The 24,827-nt window shown below is 32.8% G+C and carries 28 protein-coding genes; 8 read left to right on the forward strand and 20 right to left on the reverse strand.

The window, feature by feature from the left end; genetic code table 11:
* Window positions 1-53 precede the first annotated feature (53 nt).
* The 7 genes from accD to Q0J35_RS04445 all read left to right on the forward strand — a co-directional run bounded on the left by accD (window position 54) and on the right by Q0J35_RS04445 (window position 7,215).
* Window positions 54-890, forward strand: a complete 837-nt coding sequence (accD, locus tag Q0J35_RS04415; protein ID WP_297193491.1) for an acetyl-CoA carboxylase, carboxyltransferase subunit beta — start codon at window positions 54-56, stop codon at window positions 888-890.
* 8 nt (window positions 891-898) lie between these two features.
* A complete protein-coding gene (locus Q0J35_RS04420) occupies window positions 899-1,348 on the forward strand; it encodes a 23S rRNA (pseudouridine(1915)-N(3))-methyltransferase RlmH (RefSeq protein ID WP_297193493.1) in 450 nt (149 codons plus the stop codon).
* Between the two features lie 10 nt (window positions 1,349-1,358).
* Window positions 1,359-2,342, forward strand: a complete 984-nt coding sequence (locus Q0J35_RS04425; protein ID WP_297193495.1) for a hypothetical protein — start codon at window positions 1,359-1,361, stop codon at window positions 2,340-2,342.
* Complete coding sequence (locus Q0J35_RS04430; protein WP_297193497.1) at window positions 2,339-3,259, forward strand: tRNA-dihydrouridine synthase; 921 nt, start codon at window positions 2,339-2,341, stop codon at window positions 3,257-3,259. The genes Q0J35_RS04425 and Q0J35_RS04430 overlap by 4 nt, the downstream gene beginning before the upstream one ends.
* The gene (gene dnaG / locus Q0J35_RS04435) at window positions 3,259-5,076 is read left to right on the forward strand and encodes a DNA primase (protein WP_297193500.1); all 1,818 of its coding nucleotides are present in this window, start codon (window positions 3,259-3,261) and stop codon (window positions 5,074-5,076) included. Before Q0J35_RS04430 ends, dnaG begins: the two co-directional genes overlap by 1 nt.
* An 8-nt stretch (window positions 5,077-5,084) precedes the next feature.
* Entirely contained in the window at window positions 5,085-5,915 is an 831-nt protein-coding gene (locus Q0J35_RS04440) for a radical SAM/SPASM domain-containing protein (protein ID WP_297193501.1), read from the forward strand.
* Between the two features lie 76 nt (window positions 5,916-5,991).
* Window positions 5,992-7,215, forward strand: coding sequence for a Cj0814 family flagellar-dependent secreted protein (locus Q0J35_RS04445; protein ID WP_297193502.1), 1,224 nt, complete (start codon window positions 5,992-5,994; stop codon window positions 7,213-7,215).
* 69 nt (window positions 7,216-7,284) lie between these two features.
* On the opposite strand, the gene bioD is transcribed toward Q0J35_RS04445, so the two are convergent.
* From bioD to Q0J35_RS04470, 5 genes are read right to left on the reverse strand one after another with little or no spacing between them, the layout of a single operon-like run.
* The gene (gene bioD, locus Q0J35_RS04450) at window positions 7,285-7,884 is read right to left on the reverse strand and encodes an ATP-dependent dethiobiotin synthetase BioD (RefSeq protein WP_297193503.1); all 600 of its coding nucleotides are present in this window, start codon (window positions 7,882-7,884) and stop codon (window positions 7,285-7,287) included.
* The gene (locus Q0J35_RS04455) at window positions 7,884-8,198 is read right to left on the reverse strand and encodes a multidrug efflux SMR transporter (RefSeq protein ID WP_273404518.1); all 315 of its coding nucleotides are present in this window, start codon (window positions 8,196-8,198) and stop codon (window positions 7,884-7,886) included. Before Q0J35_RS04455 ends, bioD begins: the two co-directional genes overlap by 1 nt.
* Window positions 8,195-8,620: a multidrug efflux SMR transporter gene (locus tag Q0J35_RS04460; RefSeq protein WP_297193504.1), complete on the reverse strand. Its 426-nt coding sequence runs from the start codon at window positions 8,618-8,620 to the stop codon at window positions 8,195-8,197. The genes Q0J35_RS04455 and Q0J35_RS04460 overlap by 4 nt, the downstream gene beginning before the upstream one ends.
* Before the next feature lie 49 nt (window positions 8,621-8,669).
* On the reverse strand, window positions 8,670-8,909 hold the full coding sequence (locus Q0J35_RS04465; RefSeq protein WP_297193505.1) for a hypothetical protein: 240 nt from the start codon (window positions 8,907-8,909) through the stop codon (window positions 8,670-8,672).
* Window position 8,910: 1 nt separating this feature from the next.
* Window positions 8,911-9,372 (reverse strand): DMT family transporter, encoded by a 462-nt coding sequence (locus Q0J35_RS04470; protein ID WP_297193506.1) that lies wholly within the window; start codon window positions 9,370-9,372, stop codon window positions 8,911-8,913.
* A 129-nt stretch (window positions 9,373-9,501) separates the two neighbouring features.
* Between Q0J35_RS04470 and carB the strand changes: the two genes are divergently transcribed.
* Window positions 9,502-12,765, forward strand: coding sequence for a carbamoyl-phosphate synthase large subunit (gene carB, locus Q0J35_RS04475; RefSeq protein WP_297193507.1), 3,264 nt, complete (start codon window positions 9,502-9,504; stop codon window positions 12,763-12,765).
* 2 nt (window positions 12,766-12,767) lie between these two features.
* On the opposite strand, the gene Q0J35_RS04480 is transcribed toward carB, so the two are convergent.
* The 15 genes from Q0J35_RS04480 to atpA form a co-directional block, all read right to left on the reverse strand.
* The gene (locus Q0J35_RS04480; protein WP_297193508.1) at window positions 12,768-13,280 is read right to left on the reverse strand and encodes an isochorismatase family cysteine hydrolase; all 513 of its coding nucleotides are present in this window, start codon (window positions 13,278-13,280) and stop codon (window positions 12,768-12,770) included.
* Window positions 13,280-14,032 carry a tRNA 2-thiocytidine biosynthesis TtcA family protein gene (locus Q0J35_RS04485; protein ID WP_297193509.1) on the reverse strand — a complete coding sequence of 251 codons (753 nt, stop codon included), beginning with the start codon at window positions 14,030-14,032 and terminating at the stop codon, window positions 13,280-13,282. The genes Q0J35_RS04480 and Q0J35_RS04485 overlap by 1 nt, the downstream gene beginning before the upstream one ends.
* The gene (locus Q0J35_RS04490) at window positions 14,029-14,715 is read right to left on the reverse strand and encodes a 5'-methylthioadenosine/adenosylhomocysteine nucleosidase (RefSeq protein WP_297193510.1); all 687 of its coding nucleotides are present in this window, start codon (window positions 14,713-14,715) and stop codon (window positions 14,029-14,031) included. The genes Q0J35_RS04485 and Q0J35_RS04490 overlap by 4 nt, the downstream gene beginning before the upstream one ends.
* Window positions 14,712-15,635, reverse strand: a complete 924-nt coding sequence (gene fabD, locus Q0J35_RS04495; RefSeq protein ID WP_297193579.1) for an ACP S-malonyltransferase — start codon at window positions 15,633-15,635, stop codon at window positions 14,712-14,714. The genes Q0J35_RS04490 and fabD overlap by 4 nt, the downstream gene beginning before the upstream one ends.
* A complete protein-coding gene (locus Q0J35_RS04500; protein WP_297193511.1) occupies window positions 15,635-16,189 on the reverse strand; it encodes a peptidylprolyl isomerase in 555 nt (184 codons plus the stop codon). The genes fabD and Q0J35_RS04500 overlap by 1 nt, the downstream gene beginning before the upstream one ends.
* A 20-nt stretch (window positions 16,190-16,209) precedes the next feature.
* Window positions 16,210-17,100, reverse strand: a complete 891-nt coding sequence (locus Q0J35_RS04505) for a hypothetical protein (RefSeq protein WP_297193512.1) — start codon at window positions 17,098-17,100, stop codon at window positions 16,210-16,212.
* A gap of 9 nt (window positions 17,101-17,109) precedes the next feature.
* Window positions 17,110-17,604, reverse strand: a complete 495-nt coding sequence (locus tag Q0J35_RS04510; RefSeq protein ID WP_297193513.1) for an OmpA family protein — start codon at window positions 17,602-17,604, stop codon at window positions 17,110-17,112.
* A gap of 109 nt (window positions 17,605-17,713) precedes the next feature.
* Complete coding sequence (tolB, locus tag Q0J35_RS04515; protein ID WP_297193514.1) at window positions 17,714-18,916, reverse strand: Tol-Pal system protein TolB; 1,203 nt, start codon at window positions 18,914-18,916, stop codon at window positions 17,714-17,716.
* A gap of 12 nt (window positions 18,917-18,928) precedes the next feature.
* Window positions 18,929-19,675 carry a TonB C-terminal domain-containing protein gene (locus tag Q0J35_RS04520; protein ID WP_297193515.1) on the reverse strand — a complete coding sequence of 249 codons (747 nt, stop codon included), beginning with the start codon at window positions 19,673-19,675 and terminating at the stop codon, window positions 18,929-18,931.
* Between the two features lies 1 nt (window position 19,676).
* Entirely contained in the window at window positions 19,677-20,063 is a 387-nt protein-coding gene (locus Q0J35_RS04525) for an ExbD/TolR family protein (RefSeq protein ID WP_297193517.1), read from the reverse strand.
* A gap of 1 nt (window position 20,064) precedes the next feature.
* A complete protein-coding gene (locus Q0J35_RS04530; protein ID WP_297193581.1) occupies window positions 20,065-20,616 on the reverse strand; it encodes a MotA/TolQ/ExbB proton channel family protein in 552 nt (183 codons plus the stop codon).
* A gap of 2 nt (window positions 20,617-20,618) precedes the next feature.
* Complete coding sequence (atpC, locus tag Q0J35_RS04535) at window positions 20,619-21,008, reverse strand: ATP synthase F1 subunit epsilon (RefSeq protein WP_297193519.1); 390 nt, start codon at window positions 21,006-21,008, stop codon at window positions 20,619-20,621.
* Between the two features lie 2 nt (window positions 21,009-21,010).
* Entirely contained in the window at window positions 21,011-22,408 is a 1,398-nt protein-coding gene (gene atpD, locus Q0J35_RS04540; RefSeq protein WP_297193521.1) for a F0F1 ATP synthase subunit beta, read from the reverse strand.
* A 20-nt stretch (window positions 22,409-22,428) separates the two neighbouring features.
* Window positions 22,429-23,310, reverse strand: coding sequence for an ATP synthase F1 subunit gamma (gene atpG, locus Q0J35_RS04545; protein WP_297193523.1), 882 nt, complete (start codon window positions 23,308-23,310; stop codon window positions 22,429-22,431).
* Between the two features lie 9 nt (window positions 23,311-23,319).
* Complete coding sequence (gene atpA / locus Q0J35_RS04550; RefSeq protein ID WP_297193526.1) at window positions 23,320-24,825, reverse strand: F0F1 ATP synthase subunit alpha; 1,506 nt, start codon at window positions 24,823-24,825, stop codon at window positions 23,320-23,322.
* Window positions 24,826-24,827 lie beyond the last annotated feature (2 nt).

Raw genomic sequence — 24,827 nt, forward strand, 5'->3', positions numbered from 1 at the left:
AGATTTTTTTAATTGTAGTAAAATATTTCATTTTTCATAAAAAAGGTTTTGATATGAATTTTTTAGATATGTTTTCAGGGATTAGACGCAAACAGTCAAGTCCAAAAGACGCCCCTAATCATTGGGTGAAGTGCGATAGCTGCTTTGCACTTATGTATGATAAAGAAATTCAGTTAAATTTAAATGTCTGTCCAAAATGTGGATTTCATATGAGAATTTCTCCTATGGATAGAATAGCACTTTTGTGCGATGAGGGCTCTTTTGTGGAATATGACGCTAATTTAGAAGCTGTAGATCCTCTTAAATTCGTAGATAGCAAGTCATACAAAAAAAGATTAAGTGAAGCAGAAGCAAAGACAAACAAAAAAAGTTCAGCCATTAGCGGCGAATGCGTTATAGGTGGCATAAAAACACAGATTGTAGTTTTTGATTTTTCTTTTATGGGTGGTTCTTTAGCCTCGGTTGAGGGAGAGAAAATAGTTAGAGCAACTCAAAGAGCAAGATCTAAAAAAACACCTCTTATTATAATATCGGCTTCTGGAGGTGCTAGAATGCAAGAAAGCACCTTTTCTTTAATGCAAATGAGCAAAACAAGTGCAGCTTTAAAGCTTTTAGCACAGGATAAATTGCCTTATATAAGTATTTTAACTCATCCTACCTTGGGCGGCGTATCTGCGTCTTTTGCTTTTTTAGGAGATTTGATAATAGCAGAACCGGGAGCTTTGATAGGATTTGCAGGAGCTAGAGTAATAAAACAAACCATAGGAGCCGATTTACCAGAAGGTTTTCAAACTGCTGAATTTTTGCTAAAGCACGGCTTGATAGACGCCATAACTCCTAGAAGCGAACAAAGAAAATACCTAGGCGATTTTTTGAAATTCTTTACATAGGGATTATTTTGCAAATTTATATAAATTCTATACAAAAAGCTAAAGATTTAGAAGAGGCTAAAGCAAGATATGTGAAGCTAATAAGTGCGTATGCTGAACTTAAGGATTATACTTTTTTTAATTCAAAAATTTCACAAGCCCAAAAACAGAGCTTAAATTTAGCACAAAAGAGTTATGAGGAGCTTTTTTTGCCTCTTAAAAAAGGCTTTAATATAGCCTTAGATGAAAAAGGCAAAGAGCTTGATAGTAAAGATTTTTCACAACTTTTAGACTCAAAAGCTGTGATAAGTTTTTTTATAGCAGGGGCTTACGGTTTTAGCGAAAATTTTCTTAAAAACTGTGATTTTACTTTGTCCTTAAGCAAACTAACATTAGCACATAGTCTTGCTAAGCTTGTCCTTTTAGAGCAGATTTATAGAGGCTTTTGTATAATTAAAAAACATCCGTATCATAAATGAGGAGATTTTTATGAAGATAAGATTATTTATTTTTTCTTGCGTGTTGTATTTTGTTATTTTGGGTGCTTTTGTTTTTCATATAAATTCTGATCCTTACACTTTAGAAATTGCATCTTTTTCTTATACTTTTTCTGTAGCTTTTTGGGTTGTGTTACCAGCTTTTATTTTGTTTGTATTTGCCCTTTTGCATATGAGTTTTTACGGTTTTTTAAGATATATAAAATATAAAAATTTCTTTAAAGATTCTGCTAAATTTGAAGATTTTGTGTGCGATGTTTTGCTTGAAAAGAATCCAAAACCAAATTTTAAAACTAGTGAATTTAAACGTGCTGCAGAGCTTTGCTTGTCTATGAAAAAACTAGAAAAGATTCATAATTTAAATCACTTTAATGAAGTTATAGATTTGCTTATGGATATTAATAACGATAAAATAGTAAATTTGAAGAAATTTAGATTAGGTTTTGATAATGCATTGTTTTTAAGAAATGAGAAAAATCACATATTAAGCGATGTTTCTTATGCTTATGATAGGATAAAACACAAAAAGGAACTAGAAGATGAGCTTGATAATCTTGCTTTTAAAACAGTTATGCAATTTGGCACAGTGGAGCAAATAACAAATTTAAAACTCCCTAAAAATAAAGAATTTATCCAGCAATACATACAAAGATTAAAAGAGGAAAATTTTACAGTAGAGCTGGATAAGCTAGAGAATATATTAACAGACACAGAACTTAGCGAAGGTGAGTATCTAAGCGTAGCAAAATCTTGTGTAAAGAAGTTTGATCCGAATTCTCTCATAGCATTTTTTAAAAAGATTAGCGATAGCAATATCGAAGCAAAGAGAGCTTATTGCTTTGTTTTAGCTGAATTAGCACTTTTTGATGAGTTAAAACTTGAAATAAAAGATGATAAAAAATTCAATGATTTTAAATTAGCTATCTTGGCAAGAGAACACAATATCAAGATAAATTTATATGACATTATAAAATGATAGATTTCTCGCAAAAACCGCTTTTTTTAGCACCTATGGCAGGTTTTACAGATCTGCCTTTTAGATCAGTGGTTAAGAATTTTGGAGCCGATGTTACTGTAAGCGAGATGATAAGCTCGAATGCTCTTGTTTATGAAAGCAAAAAAACACTTAAGATGCTTGAAAAAGATGAGCTTGAGAAGCCTTATATAGTCCAAATTGCCGGATCAAATAAAGAAGTTTTAAAAAAAGCAGTGCTTATATTAAATGATTTTGATTTTATAGACGGCATAGATTTTAACTGTGGTTGTCCTGTAAAAAAAGTTATAAAGCAAAATGCTGGTTCATCTTTGCTTAGAGATTTAGACGAATTAAAATCTTGCTTAGCACTCATAAAACAGTATAGTAAAAAGCAAAGCACAAGTGTAAAAATAAGACTTGGTTTTGATAGGGAAAATGTGCAAGAAATAGCAAAGGCTTGTGAGCAAGCTGGAGTGGATTACATAAGCATACATGCAAGAACTGCTAAGCAAATGTATAGTGGAAAAGCTGATTATGACGCTATAAAAAAAGCTAAACAAGCTATAAAAATTCCTCTTGTAGCAAATGGTGATATAAATGTTGAAAATGCAGATGAGGTTTTTAAGCACACAAAAGCAGATGCTTTGATGATAGGAAGAGCTAGTGTTGGCAGACCTTGGATTTTTTATGAGATTAAAAATGGTAAAACCGTTTCTAAAGAGCTAAAAAAAGAAATTATACTTTTTCACTTTGAGGCTATGATGAAACATCATAGTAAATTAGGGCTTTCTATGTTTAAAAAACACTTACACGAGTATAGCAAAGGATATGAAAACGCCGCTAGTTTCAGACAAAATGTAAATAAAAGTGATGATTATAACGAAAGCTTCAAACTCATAGAGGACTTTTTTTCTTAATGATAGATAAGTCAAGCATAGAAGAACTTAGACAAAGAGCTGATATAGTAGATATAATATCTAGCTATGTAGAGCTTAGAAAAAATGGGGCTAATTATGTAGGTGTTTGTCCATTTCATCAAGACAAAAATCCAAGTATGAGTGTAAGTGCTATAAAGGGTTTTTACCACTGTTTTGCTTGCAAAGCTGGCGGAGATGTATTTAAATTTGTGCAAGATTATGAACGTATAAGCTTTAATGAAGCTGTTGAAAAAGTGGCACATCTTAGTAATTTTTCCTTACGCTATACAGATAGTAAAGAGTATAAAACAAATAAAAATTTAAAAAATATTTTGCCAATGCTAAACGCATTTTACAAGGATTGCTTAGTCAAACATAAAGAAGCCCTAGCTTATCTTTATTCTAGGTCTTTAAATGATGATGATATAAGGAAATTTGAACTAGGTTTTGCACCTTCTTCAAGCGAGACCTTAGAGCTTTTAAAAAAAGAACAAATACCTTTAAGCGACGCATTAGCTGTTGGTGCTGTAAAACTTGGAGAGGATAAAAATTACTATGCTGCTTTTTCTAAAAGAATTTCCTTTCCAATATATGACGCAAAAGGCTTTTTAGTAGGATTTGGAGCTAGGATAATAGATGGCTCAAATAGAGCAAAATACATAAATTCAGCACAAAACATACTTTTTGATAAATCAAGGATTTTCTATGCTCTTAATTTGGCAAGAGATGAAGTAAAAAGAAAAAAGCAAATAATTATATGCGAGGGCTATTTAGATGTTATAGCCTTTCATAGAATAGGGCTTTGCAATGCTGTTGCCGTATTAGGCACAGCTTTGACCCCTTCTCATATAAATATAATCAAAAGGCTTGAAGCGGAGGTTTTGCTTTGTTTTGATAGCGATGAAGCCGGGCTTAAAGCCGCTGCACGTTCTTCTTTTTTGCTAAGTCTTGCTAAGATGGAAGGCAAGGTTTGCTTTATAAGTGGCGGAAAAGATGTAGCCGAGCTTGTTTTTAGCTCTCAAGAAAAAAAAGTGTTTGAAATTTTTGATAAGGGGTATGTATTTGTTGAATTTTACATAAGGCACATTATATCAAATTTTGATTTAAGCAATATAACTCAAAAGCAAAAAGCTTTGGAAGCAGTGCAAGAATTTAGCTTTCAGCTAGACCCGCTCATCGCACAACACTACGAAATTCTAGTTTCAAATTTGCTAAATGTATCTAGGGATTTTGTGAATCTTAGTAGGACACAAAAAAAAGCTAAAAAAGAAAAAATATCTATATTTAAAGAAAAGCCCGTTTTTGTATTAGCCGAAGCTGAACTTTGTAAATTTTTATATGAAAATAAACATTATAAAGATATTTTTTTTAGAATCAGTAATGAAAATTTTTTTATTATGAAAGAAACGCTTAATAGAATTTTGCAAGATGCAAAAAACGAAGATGTGCTTATAAGAGAGCTTGAAATGAAAGATTTAAGCAAGTTAAAAGGAAGCGATGAATTTTTATCTGCTATATGCAAGATAAATTATAGTTTTTTTTCGCGTCAAAAACAAACTTCACTAAAACAAGCACTTAAAAAACAGGCTCTAAATGCATTAGACAAGAAAAGTATAAGACTTAAAAAGGAATTAAGTAAGAAAGATTTTTTTAATTTTTTATATAAAAATTTGTGCTTGATAAATGAAGATGAGGATATAGTTAAGGATCTTAGCGATGAAAGATACTGTAAGGAATTAGAAAAACTTATAAAATTTCTAGCAAGAGATAATTTCAAAACAAGTGATTTTTTAGATAAAAATGATGAGCCATTTTAGGAACTGTTTTGTTTGAAAAAATATATATAGAATTAAGCGATATTTGCGGACTTGACTGCGTTTTTTGCCCGAGCAAAAAGGGCAAAAGAGGCGTGATGAGCTTAGGAAATTTTGAAACTGTAGCAAAAAAAGTTCATAAAAGGGCTAGAATTTTTACCTTTCATATTTTAGGAGATCCTTTACTTTTAAAAGATTTAGAATCTTATATGCTTATTGCTAAACAATACTCCATGAAGCTAGAGATTACGAGCAGTGGTTTTTATTTGGATAGCAGCAAAACAAAGCTTTTGCAAAAAAGCGATATTATAAGGCAGGTAAATTTTTCCCTAGCCTCATTTTTTAGCCAAAAAAGACTTTCTTTTTTAGAATATTTTACGCCATTGCTTGAGTTTTTAAGATATGATTTTAAGAAAAAATTTATAAATTTAAGGCTATGGAATTTAGATAAAAATTTTAATCCCCCCGACGAAAATACTTTGTTTTATGAAGCTTTAGAAAATGAATTTGATATAAAAATAGACAAAAACAAAAAACTTAACAAACTAAAAGATTATGTTGTGCTTCATCAAAAAAGCCTTTTTGACTGGTCTTTTTCTAAAATCAAACGAGATAAAGGCACTTGTTATGGGCTTTCTAAGCAACTTGGAATTTTAAGCGATGGAACTGTGATACCTTGTTGTATGGATTATGACGGTGTTATATCGCTTGGAAACATATTTTATGATGATTTGGATTTGATATTGCAGAGCAAAAGGGTGCAAGATATAAAAGATGGTTTTAGAAATGGCATCTTGCTAGAGGATATTTGCAAAAGATGCGATTTTGCAAGAAAGAGCTAGTAACTTTGCTAAATCTTTTTTAAAATTTGACGATATGCTTTTAATAATATTACTCTGTAAAATAAAAGAATAAAAGATGAATAATTTAAGTATCAGCTCTTTATCTCATAATCAAATATCTCAACATATAAATGAGTTTAGAAAAAAACCTCAAAAACTAAGCTCATCTAATGAAAGTTTAAATAATACAGTCAAAGACAAAAGTCAAGCCATAAGTGAAATTCTAGGATATGGTGTAGATAAGGAAGGGTATTTTACATCTGATTTTAATGAAAAAGCAGGACTTCCAAAAGACTTTAAAATTTACGCAAAGGATATAGAAAATTTGCTAGATAGTTTTTCTAGCTCTGATTTAAAAGCTTTTAGCTCTATTGATATAGCACAAAGCCTTAAAAATATCTATAATCTTTTCACTCAAATAGCTCCTAAAAATAATTTTACTTTTTATACAAAAGATGACTTAGCCTCCTTTCCAGCAGCTTTTATATACGATGAAAAAAGTCTAAATTTCATACAAGGCTATGATTTTAAAGAATGGCAGGGTATGGGAGATTATATAGCAGAAAAAGGCACAAAACTTGTTATCTTAAATGAAACAAGCAAAAATGATATATTATTTAGCCATACAACTTTAGACCTTAGTGCTTATACAAATAAAGATGAGAACATATCAAAGGCAGGAGTATTTTTACTCTTTGCTTCTAAGCTTATAAATTCGCCTTTTGTAGAGGGTGAAACCACCACTCTTGGTAAAATTAACGGACTTGATAAGGGTGTAAGCAAGAAAGACTTAGAGAAATTTACTAGCTTTATGAATGCAAACAAGCTAAATTTTAATTCAAGCACTAGCTCTTACAGCTCTAGCTTAGATATAATAGGCTTAAGTTTAAATTTAGCTCTAAGCAAGGAACATAATCTAAGCTTACAAAATGAAGCATCTAACTTTTTACAAAGATACAAAGAGCTTTTAAACTCAAACCTTAGCTTAGATGAATTTAAAGATGAGTATTTAAAATTTAAAAAAGAGTATGAAGACTTTTTACAAAACTTTTCAAAAGAGCTTAAAGAAAAAGAACTGTCTAAAATTCCTAATGATGATTTAAATGAAAACAAAAACGATAAACCCTCCTTCACCCCCATACAAGCTGAAAGTAAAAGTGAAACTTTTACTTATGATGATATAGCTAAAAATTTCTTTTTAACTTTCTTAGAGAATGAAAGAAAAAAAGGTAATGATGTATTAGAATTATTAGAAAAGTTATTTAAAGTAGATAAGAGTAAGATAGATTTTAAAGTTTAAGCATAAGTTTAAAATGTGTAAAACTCATATAGTTTTTATACGTTTAATTTTGTAAAAAATATATAATTCTTAAATTATCAATTTTTTTGCTCCCTTTTTAAATTCTTTACTTATCGCAGAAAAAGTTTGCTTTGTAAAATAGCTTAAATGAAGTATGTTAATATCACAGTATTTATAAACAAAGTCATCTATTTCATTGTCTTTTTCACCACTCATAACAAGAGCTAGTATAGGAATTTGCCTTTTTCTAAGGGCTTCTATACTAAGTATTATGTGATTTATAGTCCCAAGATAATAACTTGCTACCAAGATACAAGGCTTTGGATTTAAAGCCATATAATCAATCATACAGCATTTTTCATCAATGGGCGTAAAAAGCCCACCAGCAGTTTCTATAAGCAAATTTTTACTATTAGGAATCTTTATATCAAAAGCATTGTATGATAAATTTTCTAGCTTTTTACCTATGTGAGGCGAGGCTGGAGTTTTTAAAAAAATACCCTCTTTATGAATTTTGCTTTTTAGTGCAAAGCTAGATACTATATCGCTATCTTTAAGTTCTCCAGCTTGTATAAGCTTAAAATATTCATACTTAAAGGATTCGCAAAACATAGCACAAAAATGTGTTTTTCCAACGTCAGTAGATGTGCCACAAACATAAATTTGCATTATGAAATAGCCTTTAATGCTATCGAGCTTATTATTATTATCCCTAAAAATAATATTTTAGCAAAGGATTTGTTTTCTTTAAAAAAGAAAATCCCTACCATAACTCCACCAGCAGCTCCTATGCCTGTCCATATCGCATAAGCCGTTCCCATTGAAATTCCTTGCATAGCCTGAGATAAAAAGCCAAGGGATAGGATAAAGCAAAAAGCTATGCTTAATAAAAAGATTTTTTTGTCCGTGCTGACAAATTTTTTCATAGCTATAACACCCACAACCTCCATAAGTCCAGCTAAAATCAAAAAAACCCAGCTCATTTTTTCTCTCCTAAGATCTCCTCAAGCTCATCTATGCCTAAATTTTTTGAAAGCTCTTGTGCTAAGTCCTCATCGCTTTTTTCGCCCTGTTCCTTGCTAACAAGCTTAAGCCCTATAACGCCTAGTAAAAGAATGCCTATGAGTATGATTTTTATCAAAGATACAGATTCGGCAAAAACTAGCATTTCGCTTAGCACAACCCCAGCCGTTCCTATGCCAACAAAGACAGCGTAAGCTATGCTTACCTCAAGTCTTTTCACAGCCAAAAGCATACAGATGAAAGAGATTAAAACTCCAATAGCTGTTAAGCAGTATTCTAAAATGCTTTGCGAGTATTTAAGCCCACTTACCCAAAAAATTTCAACAAAGCCACCAAAAAGTACTGAAAACCAAGCAAAATTCGCAGATATTTTCTTTTTCATATATTTTTCCTTTTAGTCTAAATTTTAATCCTTTAATAAGCTTTTTAGATTAAAACAAGGCTAAAAGAATTAAAAATGAAAAGAGCAAGGGACTTAATTTGCAGATATTAAAAAGTAGTAATCTAAAATTATTTCTTAAGCTTTGTTCCTTAGCTAAAATTTCATAAAACATACCATTGTAGCAGTATTTTAAATACTTTCTATAAAGCCTGTAATGCAAGGAGCTAAAAAGCTGTATGCTAAAATTTATGATAATCAAAGTAAGGGCTATAAAGGTGTGAAATTTCATACTAGGATTTAGGAAAAAGCTCTTTATAAAAAAAGATGAAAAGCCCTATGAAAATAACTGCTAAACCAAGTATCTTAAAGATAGAAATTTCTTTTACAGCCAAGGAAAAAGCACCCATTCTATCTAGGATCATACCTGTTATAATTTGTCCTAAAACAAGCATTAAAAACATATTTGTAAGACCGATTTTTGGTGCTAAAAAAGCAGCCGCAAAGACTATAAAAGCTCCTAAAACGCCTCCTAAATACTTCCACCACTCCTGACTTATACTAAGCTTAAAAACAGAGGCATTCAAAAGCCCAGCAAAATAAATAATAACAAGCAAACAAAGAGTGCCAACAAAAAAATTTACAAAGGCAGCCACTAAATGCGCATTTAAAACAGAGCGTCCTAAAGCTGCATTGATAGGCACTTGCACTGCTAAAGCCACGCCTATAAAAAGAGCCATTATGTAATAAAACATAGCAATAACCTTAAAAATTTTTAGCTAAATTCTAGCAAAATAGCCATTAATATTAAGGATTTTTTTCAAAGAATATTAAAAAGTTCTTGTTATAATTTCACACAAAAAAGCATAAAACTAGGATAAAAAATGCCAAAAAGAACAGACATAAAAAATATCTTGCTTATAGGAAGCGGACCTATAGTCATAGGTCAGGCTTGTGAGTTTGATTACTCGGGCACTCAGGCTGCAAAGACACTTAAAGAGCTTGGATATAGGGTTGTTTTAATAAATTCAAATCCAGCCACAATTATGACAGACCCAGAATTTGCAGACGCTACCTACATAGAACCTATAACAAAAGAAAGTATTTTAAAAATCATCAAAAAAGAAAATATTGACGCCATCTTACCCACAATGGGCGGACAAGTAGCCTTAAATGTGGCTATGGCGGTTTATGAAAGCGGCGAAGCAAAAGATGCAGTCTTTTTGGGCGCAAAGCCAGAGGCTATAAAAAAGGGTGAGGATAGGCAAGTCTTTAAGGAATGTATGAAAAAGATAGGTATGGATTTGCCTAAGTCTATGTATGCTTATAATTACGATGAAGCCTTAAAGGCTGTTGATGAGATAGGATTTCCTTTGATGATAAGGGCTTCTTATACGCTTGGTGGTGCGGGAAGCGGGGTTGTTTATAATTTAGATGAATTTAAAGAGCTTGCAAAAACTGCATTATCATTATCTCCAATACACGAAATTTTAATAGAAGAATCCCTGCTTGGCTGGAAAGAGTATGAAATGGAGGTTATAAGGGATAAAAATGATAACTGTATCATAGTTTGCTCCATAGAAAATTTAGACCCCATGGGAGTGCATACAGGAGATAGCATAACGGTAGCTCCTGCACTAACGCTTACTGATAAAGAATATCAAGTTATGCGAAATGCTTCTTTTGCCATTTTAAGAGAGATAGGAGTTGATACGGGTGGTTCAAATGTGCAATTTGCCATAAATCCAGAAAACGGACGAATGATAGTCATAGAAATGAATCCAAGAGTTTCTCGCTCATCAGCACTTGCTAGTAAGGCTACAGGCTATCCTATAGCAAAGGTTGCCACGCTTTTAGCTGTGGGCTTTTCCTTAGATGAGATAAAAAATGACATCACACTTACTCCGGCTTCTTTTGAGCCCGCCATTGATTATATAGTTACAAAAATTCCTCGCTTTACCTTTGAAAAATTCCCTGAAGCTAGTGAAATTTTAGGCACTGCTATGAAGAGTGTTGGCGAGGTAATGGCAATAGGTGCGACGTTTAAAGAAAGCATACAAAAAGCACTTTGTTCTTTAGAGAAGGATTTAAGTGGTTTTGAAAAGCTTGATATGAAAAGAAATGATTTGGTATTTAAGCTAAGAAATCCAAATGAAAAAAGATTGCTTTGCATAGCACAAGCTTTTAGAGATGGTTTTAGTATAGATGAAATTTACGAGCTTTGCAAGATAGATAAATGGTTTTTACATCAAATCAAAGAAATCGTGGATTTTGAAGCTAAGATAGATATGGATATACTAAATGATAAAGCCTTGCTTAGAAGGGCTAAAACTATGGGCTTTTCAGATAAGATGATAGCAAAACTTATAAACAAAAAAGATAATTTAGACCTAAGCGAAAATGATATATATCACAAAAGACAAAAACTAGCTATCTTAAGTAATTTTAACGAAGTAGATACTTGCGCTGGCGAGTTTGAGGCTTTTACTCCTTATTATTACTCATCTTTTTCTCCTATGCAAGAAAGCTTTAGCGAGGAAAAAAAGCAAAAAAATGAAAAAAAGGTAATGATAATAGGCTCAGGACCAAACCGCATAGGTCAAGGCATAGAATTTGACTATGCTTGTGTGCATGCTTCGTTTGCTTTGAGGGATTTAGGGGTTAAAACCATAATGTATAACTGTAACCCAGAAACAGTTTCGACAGATTATGATGTAAGCGATAAGCTTTATTTTGAGCCTATAGAATTTGAGTATTTAAGAGCCGTTATAGAAAGGGAAAAGCCAGATGGCTTGATAGTGCATTTTGGAGGGCAAACTCCTTTAAAATTTGCTAAAAAGCTTAGTATTTTTGGAACTAAGATTATAGGCACCTCGGCTAGGGTTATAGATTTAGCTGAGGATAGAAAGAAATTTGCCGAATTTATGGAAAAACTTGGCATAAAACAACCCAAAAACCACACCGCCACAAGCATAAATGAAGCACTTTCTAAGGCAAGTGATATAGGCTATCCTGTGCTTGTTAGACCTAGCTATGTTTTAGGCGGTAGGGCTATGCGTGTTGTATATAATGAAGATGAATTAAAGCTTTATATGAAAGAGGCTATAGAAGTTAGCGATAAAAGCCCTATATTAATAGACAAATTTTTAGATAATGCCACAGAACTAGATGTAGATGCTATAAGCGATGGCAAAGATGTTTATATAGGCGGTATAATGGAACATATAGAAGAGGCTGGAATTCATTCAGGCGATAGTGCTTGTTCCTTGCCACCTTATAATATAGATGAAAAAACAATAGAACTAATAGAGCAAAAAACAAAAGAAATAGCTTTAAATTTAGGAGTGATCGGACTTTTAAATATACAGTTTGCTTTATATAATAATGAATTATTTATGATAGAGGTTAATCCTAGAGCAAGTAGGACAGTGCCTTTTGTTAGTAAAGCAACGGGACTTCCTTTAGCAAAGGTTGCTACTAGGGTTATGTATCAAGGCAATTTAAGAGAGGCTTTGAGTTTTTATGATAAATACTCTGTTGTAGAGGAAAAAAATGGAGTGTTTAGGACAAAACCTTCTAAACATAGTAGCGTTAAAGAGGCTGTGTTTCCTTTTGCTAAGCTTAGTTTAGGGGATTTAGAGCTTGGACCTGAAATGCGTTCAACGGGAGAGGTTATGGGTATTAGTAAAAATTTTGCCACCTCTTATGCAAAAAGCCAAATTTCAGCCTTTAATGATTTGCCAGATTCTGGGACGCTTTTTATATCATTAAAAGAGAAAGATAAAAAGTATGCAAAAGACTTGGCTAAAGCTTATTCTAAGCTAGGCTTTAAAATCATAGCCACAAGTGGCACAATGTCCGCTATAAAAGAAGCAAAGATAGATTGTGAGCTTGTGTATAAAATTTCAGAGGGTCGTCCAAATATAGAAGATAAGCTTAAAAATGAAGAGATTGATTTGGTGATTAACACAAGTGATGAAAATAGCGTAAAAAGTGATACAAAAATAATACGGTCAAATATCACTCGTCTTAAAATTCCGTATTTCACAAATATACGTTCAGCATTGATAGCGGCTAATTCTTTGCAAAATATGAAAAAAGACGATTATTTATCTGTAAAGAGTTTGCAAGATTATTTGAAGAAATAAATTTATACTATTTTTACGCCGTAAGCTTTTAGAATTTTAAAAGCAGCCTCTTCAAGCTCATCATCGTGCGAGGCGGTTGCTTTGCTGTGTAGTATTATTTCAGCATTTAAAGCAGCATTAAATGCTAGTATGATATTGCTGAATACGCAAATATGTGAAACTAAACCACAAAATTCTATTTGCTTGTAATTTTGCTCTCGTATAAAATTTGCAAGCTCCAAACTAGCAAAGCTTTGCTTTTTGAAAATTTTCTTAGCCTTTTCAATGTATTTATCAAATTCGCTTGGCATTTTATGTCCGTGGCTTTTATCTTGACAATGTAAGATAGGTAAATTTTTACCCTCTCTAGTCTCTAAGTAATTTGTATAATGTGTATCTAGGGTGAAAATCAAATCCCCATCAAATTCTTTTAGTAAAAGCAAAATATCATCTTTTATAAGCCTTGCTTTTTCAAAACCTAAGCTTCCATCTATAAAATCGTTTTGATAATCAACTATTATTAAAGCTTTTTCCACTATACAGCCTTGAAAAAGCTTTCTTGATGTATGTTTTCAAAGGCTGATTTTAATGAAGTGAAAAGTTTTGGGTTTTCCTTTTCCAGCTTGGCTAATAATTCTTTAGCTTCTTGCCTAGCGTGTGGGAATTTGACATTTTTCTCACTTAGTTTCATTCCGGGACAAAATTCATTTCCTATGACTTCTAATCCATTGGTAGTTGCATTATCTCTTAGTTGTCTTTCACGTACGAATATCAAAGGTCTTATGACTGTTACGCCTCTTTTGCTAGTATATATAGGAGCTAGGGTTCGTAAAGCACCATTATGTATAAAATTCATAAAAAAGCTTTCAACAGCATCGTCTAGGTGGTGTGCTATTGCAAGTTTGTTAAAGCCATTTTCTAAAGCATAGCTATATAAAGCCCCTCTTCTCATACGCGAAAAATAACTACAAAAGCTGGAATTTTTGCGTATGGTGTCTCCTGAAATTTCATATATATTTGAATCTATCACTTCGTGTTCTATGCCATTTTCTTCACAATGTTTGTGTAGTTTAGAATAATCCTCACCCATACCATAGCTTAAAGTAACGGCTTTTAGGTCAAAAGAAAATGGAGCGTGTTTTTGCATACGATTTAAAAGATGAGCTAAAGCCAAAGAGTCTTTACCGCCACTAAGCCCTAAAAGAACTCTATCCTTATCTTTTATAAGAGAATATTTTGCATTTGCTTGTGCTACTTGGCGTATGAGTTTCTTGCTTAATTTTATCATAGCTTATCACAAAGTTTTAATACAAAGTTAGCAGATATCTTGGCTGATTTTACTACAAATTCATCAAAGTCAAATTCTGCTTTTTCACCAGCTTTATCGCTAATAGCTCTTAGTATGAAACAAGGCACTTTTAATGCATCGCACACTAAAGCCACAGAAGCTCCTTCCATTTCACAAGCATCGGCAGAAAAAATTTCTCTTATCCTAGCTTTTTTGTTTTCATCGCATATAAATTCATCTCCCGTTGCTATTATCCCGCTTTGTATTTTTACCCCGAGTTCTTTAGCTACTTCAAGGGCTAAAAAATTTAGGCTTTCATCAGTTTTTATAAAAATTTCATTTCCGGGCACAAAACCAAGAGGATGTCCAAAAGCTGTTATATCCAAATCATATTGAACTAATTTTTCAGCATATATCAAATCCCCTATTTCAAATTTTGGATTAAAAGCACCAGCAACACCCGTAAAAAGTAGTTTTTGAGCCTTAAATTTTTCTATCATTACAGTAGCACTTAAGGTCGAATTTACCTTACCTATCTTAGAATAGGCAAGTATTAGCTCGTGATTTTTATATTTGCAAAGATAGTAGCTATTATTTGCATAGTCTATCTTTTCATACTCTTTTAGCACTTCTAGCAAAGGTGTTATTTCTTCTGGCATTGCACCTAAAATAGCTATTTTCATTTATAAACCTTTAATACTTCATCTATATCATTCATATTTGTTATAGAATAAGTCTCTTTTTGAGTAATCTTTTTGTTTAATCCCTTTAGTATAGAAGCCCCAAATTCTATAAATATATCAACTTCTTTTTCTATGGAAGATATGCTTTGTTTGTATAACACAGGCTTTGTAAGCTGCTGCTTTAAAAGAGATAAGGCGTCATTTTTGGTGTTATACGCTTTTGCACTAACATTTGAAATAACTGGTTTAAATTCATCTTTTATTAATGGCATAAGTTCAGCACTTAGTTTTGTAGAAGCATTTTCTAATATAGGACAATGAGAAGCCACATTCATATTTAAAAGCATAGCTCTTTTAGCCCCAGCTTCTTTAAAATACGGTTCATATTCCTTTAGGTCAGGTTTTAAACCAGCAACTACTATTTGAGAATCGCAGTTGTAGTTTGCAGCATAAATTTTTTTCCCCTTATCCCTCGCTTTTTTGCAAATATCCTCTACAACTTCATCTTTTAAGCCAAGGACAACCATCATAGATGCTTCTATTTTAGAGCAATCTTCTTGCATAAATTTGCCTCTTTTATTAACAAGAGTCAATACTTCTTTAAAATCAATGCCACCTTGAACGGCAAGGGCAGAAAATTCTCCTAAAGAATGTCCTAAAGCGTAGTCAGCGTTAAGGTTTGTGAGTTTTTCTTCAAGGGCTATAAAAGCCATAAGCGAATTTAAGACTATTGCTGGTTGGGTAAATTCGCTTTTATTCAAGTCCTCGTTTTGCTCAAAGAGCAAGTGCTTAAAATCTATCTTGCAAAAATCACTAGCAGAATCTAAAAAATCCTTAGCCTTGCTTGAATTTTCGTAAAAATCTTTACCCATTCCGACTGTTTGCGAACCTTGACCGGCAAATAAAAATACAGCTTTCATTAATGACAACCACATCCACCGTGACCGTGTCCGCCACCACAACAACCACCACCGTGACCGTGACCAGAACCGCAACCGCAAGAGTGAGAACCAGCTATTATACCTGTTAAAATTTCATCTTCACTAGCAACACGTGCTTCTAGTATATTCAAAGAAAAAAGTAAATCTCTACCAGCATAAGCGTGGTTATAATCAACTGTAACAGTATCATCTTTTATATCTTTAACAGTAACTCTTACAGTTTCGCCTTCTTCACTTTCTCCGAAAAGTTCCATACCAATCTTAAGCTCTATGCCAGCAAATTGTTCTCTTGGTAGAGTTTGTATCGCTGATTGGTCGTATTCACCTAAAGCATTTTCTTTTTTTATTATAACATCTGCATTACAAGGGCTTTCAAGCTTGTAAATTTCTTCTTCTAAGCTTTCTAAAACTTGTCCTTTGCCTAGTATAAAAGATATAGGCTCTCCGTAAAGATTTGACTCTAAAAGCTCGTTTGTATTAGCATCCTTTAATTCATAAAACATAGAAACTACACTATTTTTTTCTATTGCCATCTTTGTCTCCTTAAATTTGATTATTTTCTATTTGGTGAGGCTTTTGCCTCAGGGCTTTTTGGATAAGTTGCTTTTAATGCCTTGTAAAAACCATTCGCACTCTTAGTATCGCCTACTTTATCAAGGCTTATTGCAGTGTGATAAAGTAAGGTAGGCATATAATCAGCCTTTGAGTAAAGAGAGGTTGATTTTTTATAATAGTTTATGGCATTTGCATATCTTTTTTGTTTGTATTCAATCTCACCTAGATAAAAATTTGCTCTAGCTGGTTTGTAATTTTTGCTTAATAGATATTCAAATTTAGCTTTAGCCTGCTCTAAGGTTTTTTTGCTTTTAAACTCTTTCATAGCTAAATTTAATATATCATCACTATCTTTTTTCTTCCAAGATTCATCTACTTCTTTTTTTTCTTCTTCTTGTTTGATCTTTGTATCGTTGTTATCTTCTTTGTTATCTTCTTTTAAAGTATCTGTAGAATTTAAATCCAAATTAACATCAGCAGATAGCATTTTTGAAAGCTCTTCTAATGTTTTTTTTATTTCTTTATTGTTTTCTTCTTGAATTTTTCTACTTTCTCTAACATAAGCCTTTAAGCTAGAAAGTTCCTTGCTTAAATTCGCTTCTCTATCTTCTAGAGCATTTAGTCTAGAATTAGATTTGCTATACTGGGAATTTATTCCTTCTAAAGTGCTTTGTAAGCCTTCTAATCTTTCATTTATGTTGTTTAGATTTGAAGAATTTTGCATATAGTTATTTTGTAAATCGTCTAGTCGTTTTTTTATAATTTGTTCGTTTTGTGTTAAACCGTAAGCAGAATTATTGTTAATATTTCCAGCATCAAAAGCTGATTGTTCGGCATTTAAAAAGGCAGTGGTTCCAAAAAATAGAACCACTAATATTGTTTTTTTCATAAGTTAGTATTATAAACCAACCTTGATTTCAGCACGTCTATTTTGTGCGTCACACTGTCCTTTGTCTCCTGGAGAAGTAGTACAAGCAGGTGCAGATTCGCCTAAGCTCTTAACTGTGATTTGTTTTGAATTTATACCAAGAGTAGTTAAAGCTCTTTTTACAGAATTAGCTCTTCTAAGACCTAAAGCTTGATTGTATTCATCGCTACCCCACTCATCGCAGTGTCCTTCAACTGTTATCTTAGCAGAACCAGCTTGACCTTTAAGAAGATTAGCGCCAGAATTTACAACAGCTTGCATTTCTGGTTTTATATCGTATCTGTCAAAATCAAAATAAATTTTGCCTAATCCACTTGACAAACTGCCAAATACATCGCTACCACCAGAAGCACCACCAGCACCGTTTGCACTTGAAGAACTATCAACTGAAGTTTTAGCTCTTGGGGCACAACCTGCAAGAAGCAATGCAGAGATTGCTACTGAAACTAAAAGAAGTTTTTTCATAACCTTTCCTTTCAAAATTGAGATAAATTCTGCTAATTTTATCTAACAAATTCTAAAAATCAAATAAATTTTTAAATTTTAGATAAATAAAATTTATAAATATATTTATTTACCAGTCAATCGACTGAATCCTACCCACCTTTAGCGGAAAATGAAAGCTTTTATTTGCATTTACCCTTATAACGCCTAGTGCAGTTTGTTCGCCTATATATTTTATATAAACTATGCTACCTCCGTCATTTGAAAAGCGTGGAAAGAGGTTTTTTCCATTTGCTGTAAGCTGTCTTATATAATCACTTTGAGTACTCATTAGGTATATGTTAAAAACACCCCTTTGTTCTGGTTCTCTGCTTGAATAAACTAGGTAATTTTTGTATGTTGAAACGGCACTATTATTTCTACCGTGAAATACTAATTGTTCTGCGTTTGGAGAGCCTATAGTTTGTATAAAAATATTTGGATAGCTAAGTCTATCTGATACAAATACTATCTTTTTTTCATCTTCAACAAAATTTCCATTCACATCTATACCGGAATAATTAGTGATCTTTTGTAACATTTTTTTCTTTAAGTCATATAGATAAATATCTGGTTGATCGTTTGGAGCCATTGTTAATACTAGCTTAGAACCGTCTTTGCTAACATCAGAGGCTACAAGCATACCAGTGCTAGATATGATTCTACTAGCTTTGTTTGTTTTTAAATCATAAAGATAAAGCGTTGGTACATTGTGATCGTATGCAGTATAGTAAAAGGCACTTTGCTCTTTATTTGCCCATTTAGGGAATAAATTTAAACCACCTCCAACCATTACTTTTTGATAAGTTAGTGTATAATCTGCCATAATTATTTGGCTTTTTTTGTTTCCGCTGTTTCTAGCTATTAAAATTTTATGATCCATCCATTCGATTGGAGCTAAGCCTAGATCCCTTACAGATTCTTTTACGCTTTTATGGGCTAAAAATGGATATTGTTCTAAGCTAGATATAGAATAATTTTTACTGCTTTTTTCCTCGCCGTTAGCTTTTATTGTAACTTTTAAATCAAGATTTGTGCCTGATTTGGCTAAGGAGTATTCAAAAACATAATTTCCTTTTTCATCCCCTCTTGTTAATACTTCAAAATTTGAGCTTACCTTTAAATCATTTAGCAAGATATTGTAAAAATTGCTTTTTAAGTCTCTATCATTAAGAGTAGATATGTCTTTTAAGATAATTTTTGGTAAGGCAACACCTTCATTTGTAACAGATATAGTCGAATCTGCTACCGAAAAAGAAAATAAACACATTAAAACAAAAACAACTTTTTTCATATTTATAATCCTCTATTTTAGTTTATCGCTTAGTTCCATATCACCTTGAAAATTTTGATTTTTAGGAGGATAAGCTATGAATTTTCCATTCAAAGTATTTAAAAATTCCAAAACTTTTGCATCAAAATTTTCATCGTAACTTTTTTCTACGTGAGTATATCCGAATTTTCCATTACTGTCTATATAATATTTAATTAAAACTTTAAAATTTCCGCTAGCTTCATAAAGTCTCCATCTTTGCTCTAAAATTCTTCTTATTTTTCCACGAAATTCATCATACACACCAGTCATCTGTGCGTTTGTGCTTTCTCCAATTTCTTGCTCTTGGGGCAATAAATTATCATTTAATTGCTTAAAAAGTTCTGCTGCATCTTTTGGTTTAGAAGCATCTGGAGTTGATTTTGCAGAGGACTGAACTTTTGTGCTTTTTTCTTCTTGAAAATCTTTTATGTTTCCAAAAAGAGAATTTATATCACTTTGCTCCTGTTTAACCTCTTGGGTTTTAACTTCTTTGTTTGTAGTTTCTTGACCTGTTTTCTCGTTTTCTTTTAAAGCATCTTCCTCTTGTTTTTTTTCTTGAGTTAAATTTTTTGCAGAAAATGCTCCTAAATCTACATCTACAAAACTATCTTTTAAATCAGTGTATTTTACAACATCGTCTTTTGTGCTAATTTTAAAAAAAACAAAAAAAACTAAGGACATATATACTAACAAAGCTAGTAAAAATGAATTTATAGAGCCTAAACCATAATCTTTCATACTATTCCGTCTGTAAGGCTACCTTAGTAAAACCCAAATTTTTAACAGTTTTTAACACAAACATAACATCATCGTATTTTAGATTTTTATCAGCCCTTATAAAAACCGGCTCGTCTGTATTAAATTTTGTTTTTAAAAGTGCTAGGTTATCTGGAAATGAAGATAGAGGAAAAATTTTTCCGTCAAAAAAAACTTGTCTTTTTTCATTTACGGTGATTAAAAGACTTTTTAGTGTTGCTACACTAGAGCTTTTTTGTGAGCCGCTTGGTAAATTTACTTTCTCATCATAGACTATACTAGGAGCTGTAACCATAAGTATAGCCAACAAAACTAGCATAATATCGACTAAAGGAGTTATATTTAATTCAGGCTTTTCATCTAAAAGCATTTTAAGCCTTAACTAAAAATTTAATTTCGCTATCTACTATACTCAAAAGCTCAAATGCCTTTCTTTTTATAATCAAATGAAAGGTGTAAGCAGGTATGGCTACAAAAATTCCACAACCAGTGGCTATCAGTGCCTCGCTTATTTTTGGAGCTATTATGCTTAGTGAATTTTGACCACCAAGACCGCCAAACGTTTCAAGTATAGATATAACAGTGCCAAAAAGACCTATGAAAGGTGAAGTTGAAGCTATAATGCTAAGCCAAGTAAGCCCTACGGTAGCTTTTTTTTCTGCTAAATTTTTGTATAATTCTAAATTGTTTTTGTTTAATTCAGAACTCTTTCTAAGTATAGATTCGGTTTGAAAAATTTCTCTTCGAGATGTCAATATATCCTCTAAAGCGTCTCTTTCTTTTGAGGTCCAAACCGCTAGGTATGTTAGCCTGGAAAATAAGATAGCAAAAGATACTATAAAATAAAAAGACAGCCAAAACAATACTACATAGGTAATGAGTGTGGACTCATTTAAAAAATGTAGGATAGAAGAAACATCTATCACTACTTAATTCCTGCTTTACTATCTATGGTGGCAAAAGTGGATGCTAAAGCCACACTATCTGAACTCATAGATTTTATAAGTTCTTTCGCTTGCTCTAGATTTTTGGCTATTTCTCCATCAGATCCATTTATGGAAACTGCTCCTTTAGCCAAAATTTCCACCTTAAATTCATTTACTTCTGCATAGCCAGAGTCTATAGCTATAAGCTCGTGACTAGAATCTTCCTTTTCAACATCTATAATACCAGCTTTTAGAGAAGATAACAAGGAAGCATGACCTTTTAACACGCCAAATTCTCCTTCGCTTCCAGGCAAAACAACCATTTTAACATCACCCTTAAAAATCATACCCATAGGCGTTACAATTTCTAAGTGTATCAAGGAAGTCATATTTATCCTTTTAGTTTTTCAGCTTTTTCTATGGCTTCATCTATGTTTCCAACCATATAGAAAGCATTTTCTGGTAAGTCATCATACTTACCCTCTAAAATTCCTTTAAATCCTGCTATAGTATCTTCAAGGCTTATATATTTTCCAGGACTTCCTGTAAAAACTTCAGCCACAAAGAAAGGTTGAGATAAGAATTTTTCTATTTTTCTAGCTCTTTCAACTGTCCTTTTATCTTCTTCGCTAAGTTCGTCCATACCTAATATAGCAATTATATCTTGTAAATCTTTGTATTTTTGTAAAACTGATTGAACCCCTCTTGCTACATTGTAATGCTCTTCCCCTATTATGTGTGGGTCAAGCACTCTAGATGTAGAGTCAAGTGGATCCACTGCAGGATAAATTCCTTTTTCTGCTATTGCTCTGTTTAAAACTGTTGTAGCATCTAGGTGAGCGAACACTGTAGCAGGTGCAGGGTCTGTTAAGTCATCTGCTGGCACATAAACAGCTTGAACTGATGTTATAGATCCCTTTTTAGTAGAGGTAATTCTTTCTTGGAAACGCCCCATTTCACTCGCTAGTGTAGGTTGGTATCCAACGGCAGAAGGAATTCTTCCCAAAAGTGCTGACATTTCTGAACCAGACTGTGAAAATCTAAATATGTTATCTATAAACATTAGCACATCAAGCCCCATTTCATCTCTGAAATACTCAGCCATAGTAAGCCCTGTTAATGCTATTCTGTTTCTAGCACCCGGTGGTTCATTCATTTGTCCGTAGCATAGAGCAACTTTATCTAATACATTACTTTCTTTCATTTCGTTGTAAAGATCGTTTCCTTCACGTGTTCTTTCTCCAACACCAGCAAAAACCGAGTAACCGCTATGTTTAAAAGCAACGTTGTGTATTAATTCCATAATGATAACAGTTTTGCCAACACCAGCACCACCGAACAATCCTACTTTTCCACCTTTTGAATAAGGTGCAAGTAAATCAACCACTTTTATTCCCGTTTCAAAAATCTCACTCTTTGTGCTTTGTTCTTCAAAAGGAGGAGGATCTCTATGTATAGCCCAACGTTTATCAAAGTTAAGCTCTTCTCCTTCGTCTATCAAATCCCCTGTTACATTAAAAATTCTACCAAGCACTTTTTCTCCAACAGGAACAGTTATAGAGCTTCCAGTAGCTTCTACTTTAAGACCTCTCACCAAACCTTCAGTCATATCCATAGCTATGGTTCTTACTCTACCATCTCCTAGGTGGGCAGCTACTTCTAAAACTAGTTTGTATTTTCTGCCCTCAGCTTCAAAATTTACGACTAATGCCTCATTTATCTTTGGTAAATAATCCTCAAAATCTACATCAACAACAGGTCCTAAAACTTGAGAAATAATTCCTTGCATATAATACTCTCCCTTTAAATTCATTTCATAGACTCAACGCCACTTATAATTTCTATAAGTTCCGTTGTAATCGACTCTTGTCTAGCTTTATTATAGGCTAAATTTAAAGCTTTAACCATTTCTTTAGCATTCTTACTAGCATTATCCATAGCTTGCATTCTAGCACTGTGTTCAGCTGCTAAGGAATCTATAAGAGCAAAATACATATTGTATTCAAAATAAGTATTTAAAAGCTCATTTAGCAATGCATCATCTTCAGGCTCTGTGTCAAGAGCTGAATTTGACTGTGTATCCACTTGAAGTTTAGCTGGTTCAACAGGTAAAAGATGTTCTATTCTAAGTTCTTGTGTTATCATATTTTTATAACCATTATGCACTATATAAACTTCATCACATAAGCCATCTACATAGTCTTTTACTGCCTCACTGACTAATTCACAAGCTTTTTCATAATCTGGACTAGAACTTAAATTTAGATATGTTTTAAGTAAATCTTGTCCTTGAAATTTAAAGAATTCTATCCCAGTTTTTCCAACAGCTCTTAATCTTACTTTTACACCGTCTTTTTTGTATTTGTCTAACATTTCGACTACTGCTTTTATGGTTTTTGAGTTAAAACCGCCACATAAACCTTTATCTGCGGTTATAAAGATAATATCAACGGTTTTTACCTCTCTTTTATTAAAAAAGATAAACCTTCCATCATCGCCAGAAATTTTGCTAACAGATAAAGATATATCAGCCAATACATCAACTATCTTTTGTGCATAAAGCTTAGAGCGTCTAGCAGCTTCTTCGGCTTTTCTTAGTTTAGCCGTTGAAACCAATTTCATAGCTTTAGTAGTTTTTTGAGTATTGTTTGTGCTCTTTATCTTTCTTTTTATTTCTTTTAAACTAGCCATAAAAAGCCCTTAAATATGACTTGAGCTATATTCACTCAAGGCTTTATGAAGTTTTTCTTCTAAATCTTTATCTAAAGCCTTCTTAGAACGAATTTGCTCGAAAATATCAGGATATTTTGTTTCTATAAATGTGTATAAACCGCTTTCAAATTCACCTATTTTTGATACTTCTATATTATCTAAAAATCCTCTTGTTCCAGCGAAAATTATCAATACTTGTTTTTCAACTGCAAGTGGAGAATAAGGAGCTTGTTTTAAGATTTCAACCAGTCTTTGTCCTCTTTCAAGTTGTTTTCTACTAACCTCATCTAGATCGCTTGCAAACTGTGCAAAAGCTTGTAGTTCTCTATATTGTGCCAGATCAAGTCTTAAATTTCCAGATACTTGTTTGATAGCCTTTATTTGTGCTGCACCACCTACACGAGATACTGAAAGTCCGACATTTATAGCTGGTCTAACACCAGAGTTAAATAAATCTGTTTCCAAGAATATCTGTCCATCTGTTATAGATATAACGTTTGTAGGAATATATGCCGAAACATCTCCAGCTTGTGTTTCTATGATAGGCAATGCGGTAAGAGAGCCAGCACCTAACTCATCATTTAGCTTAGCAGCTCTTTCTAAAAGTCTTGAATGTAGGTAGAAAACATCTCCAGGATAAGCTTCTCTTCCCGGAGGTCTTCTTAATATCAAAGACATTTCACGATAAGCAACTGCGTGTTTTGATAGGTCATCGTAGATTATTAAAGCGTGCTTTGCATTGTCTCTAAAATATTCTCCCATAGTTACGCCAGTGTAAGGGGCCAAAAATTGTAATGCTGAAGGATCTGAAGCACCAGCATTTACAACTATGCTATATTCCATAGCACCGTGTTCTTCAAGTCTTTTTACGACTTGTGCAACCGTGCTTTGTTTTTGTCCTATAGCCACATATATACATATTACATTTTGCCCTTTTTGGTTTATTATGGTATCTACCGCGACTGTTGTTTTTCCTGTTTGTCTGTCGCCTATGATTAGCTCTCTTTGTCCTCTACCTATCGGAACTAGGGCATCTATAGCTTTTATACCTGTTTGTAAAGGTTCATGAACGCTTTTTCTAGCCATTATGCCCTTAGCTTTTTCTTCTACAAAACGAAATTCAGTAGCTTGTATGCTACCTTTAGCATCTATTGGTTCGCCTAGAGCATTTACAACGCGACCAACAAGAGCTTCTCCAACAGGCACTTTCAATAGTCTTTTAAGTCTTTTTACAGAGCTACCCTCTTTTAAGCCTTCACCCTTTCCTAATATAACTATACCAACACTAGCTTCTTCTAGATTTTGGGTAAGACCTTTTTCTCCGTTTTCAAATTCGACCATTTCGCCAGCCATAACGTTTTTAAGACCATAGACCTTTGCAACTCCGTCTGCTATCGAAATAATTTTTCCCGTTTCTTCTATTTCAAGGTTTAAATCAAAATTTTCAATCTTTTCTTTAATGATGGAACTAATTTCATCAGCTTTAATTTTCATAA

It is taken from the genome of uncultured Campylobacter sp. (assembly GCF_944323605.1).
GTDB lineage: Bacteria > Campylobacterota > Campylobacteria > Campylobacterales > Campylobacteraceae > Campylobacter_D.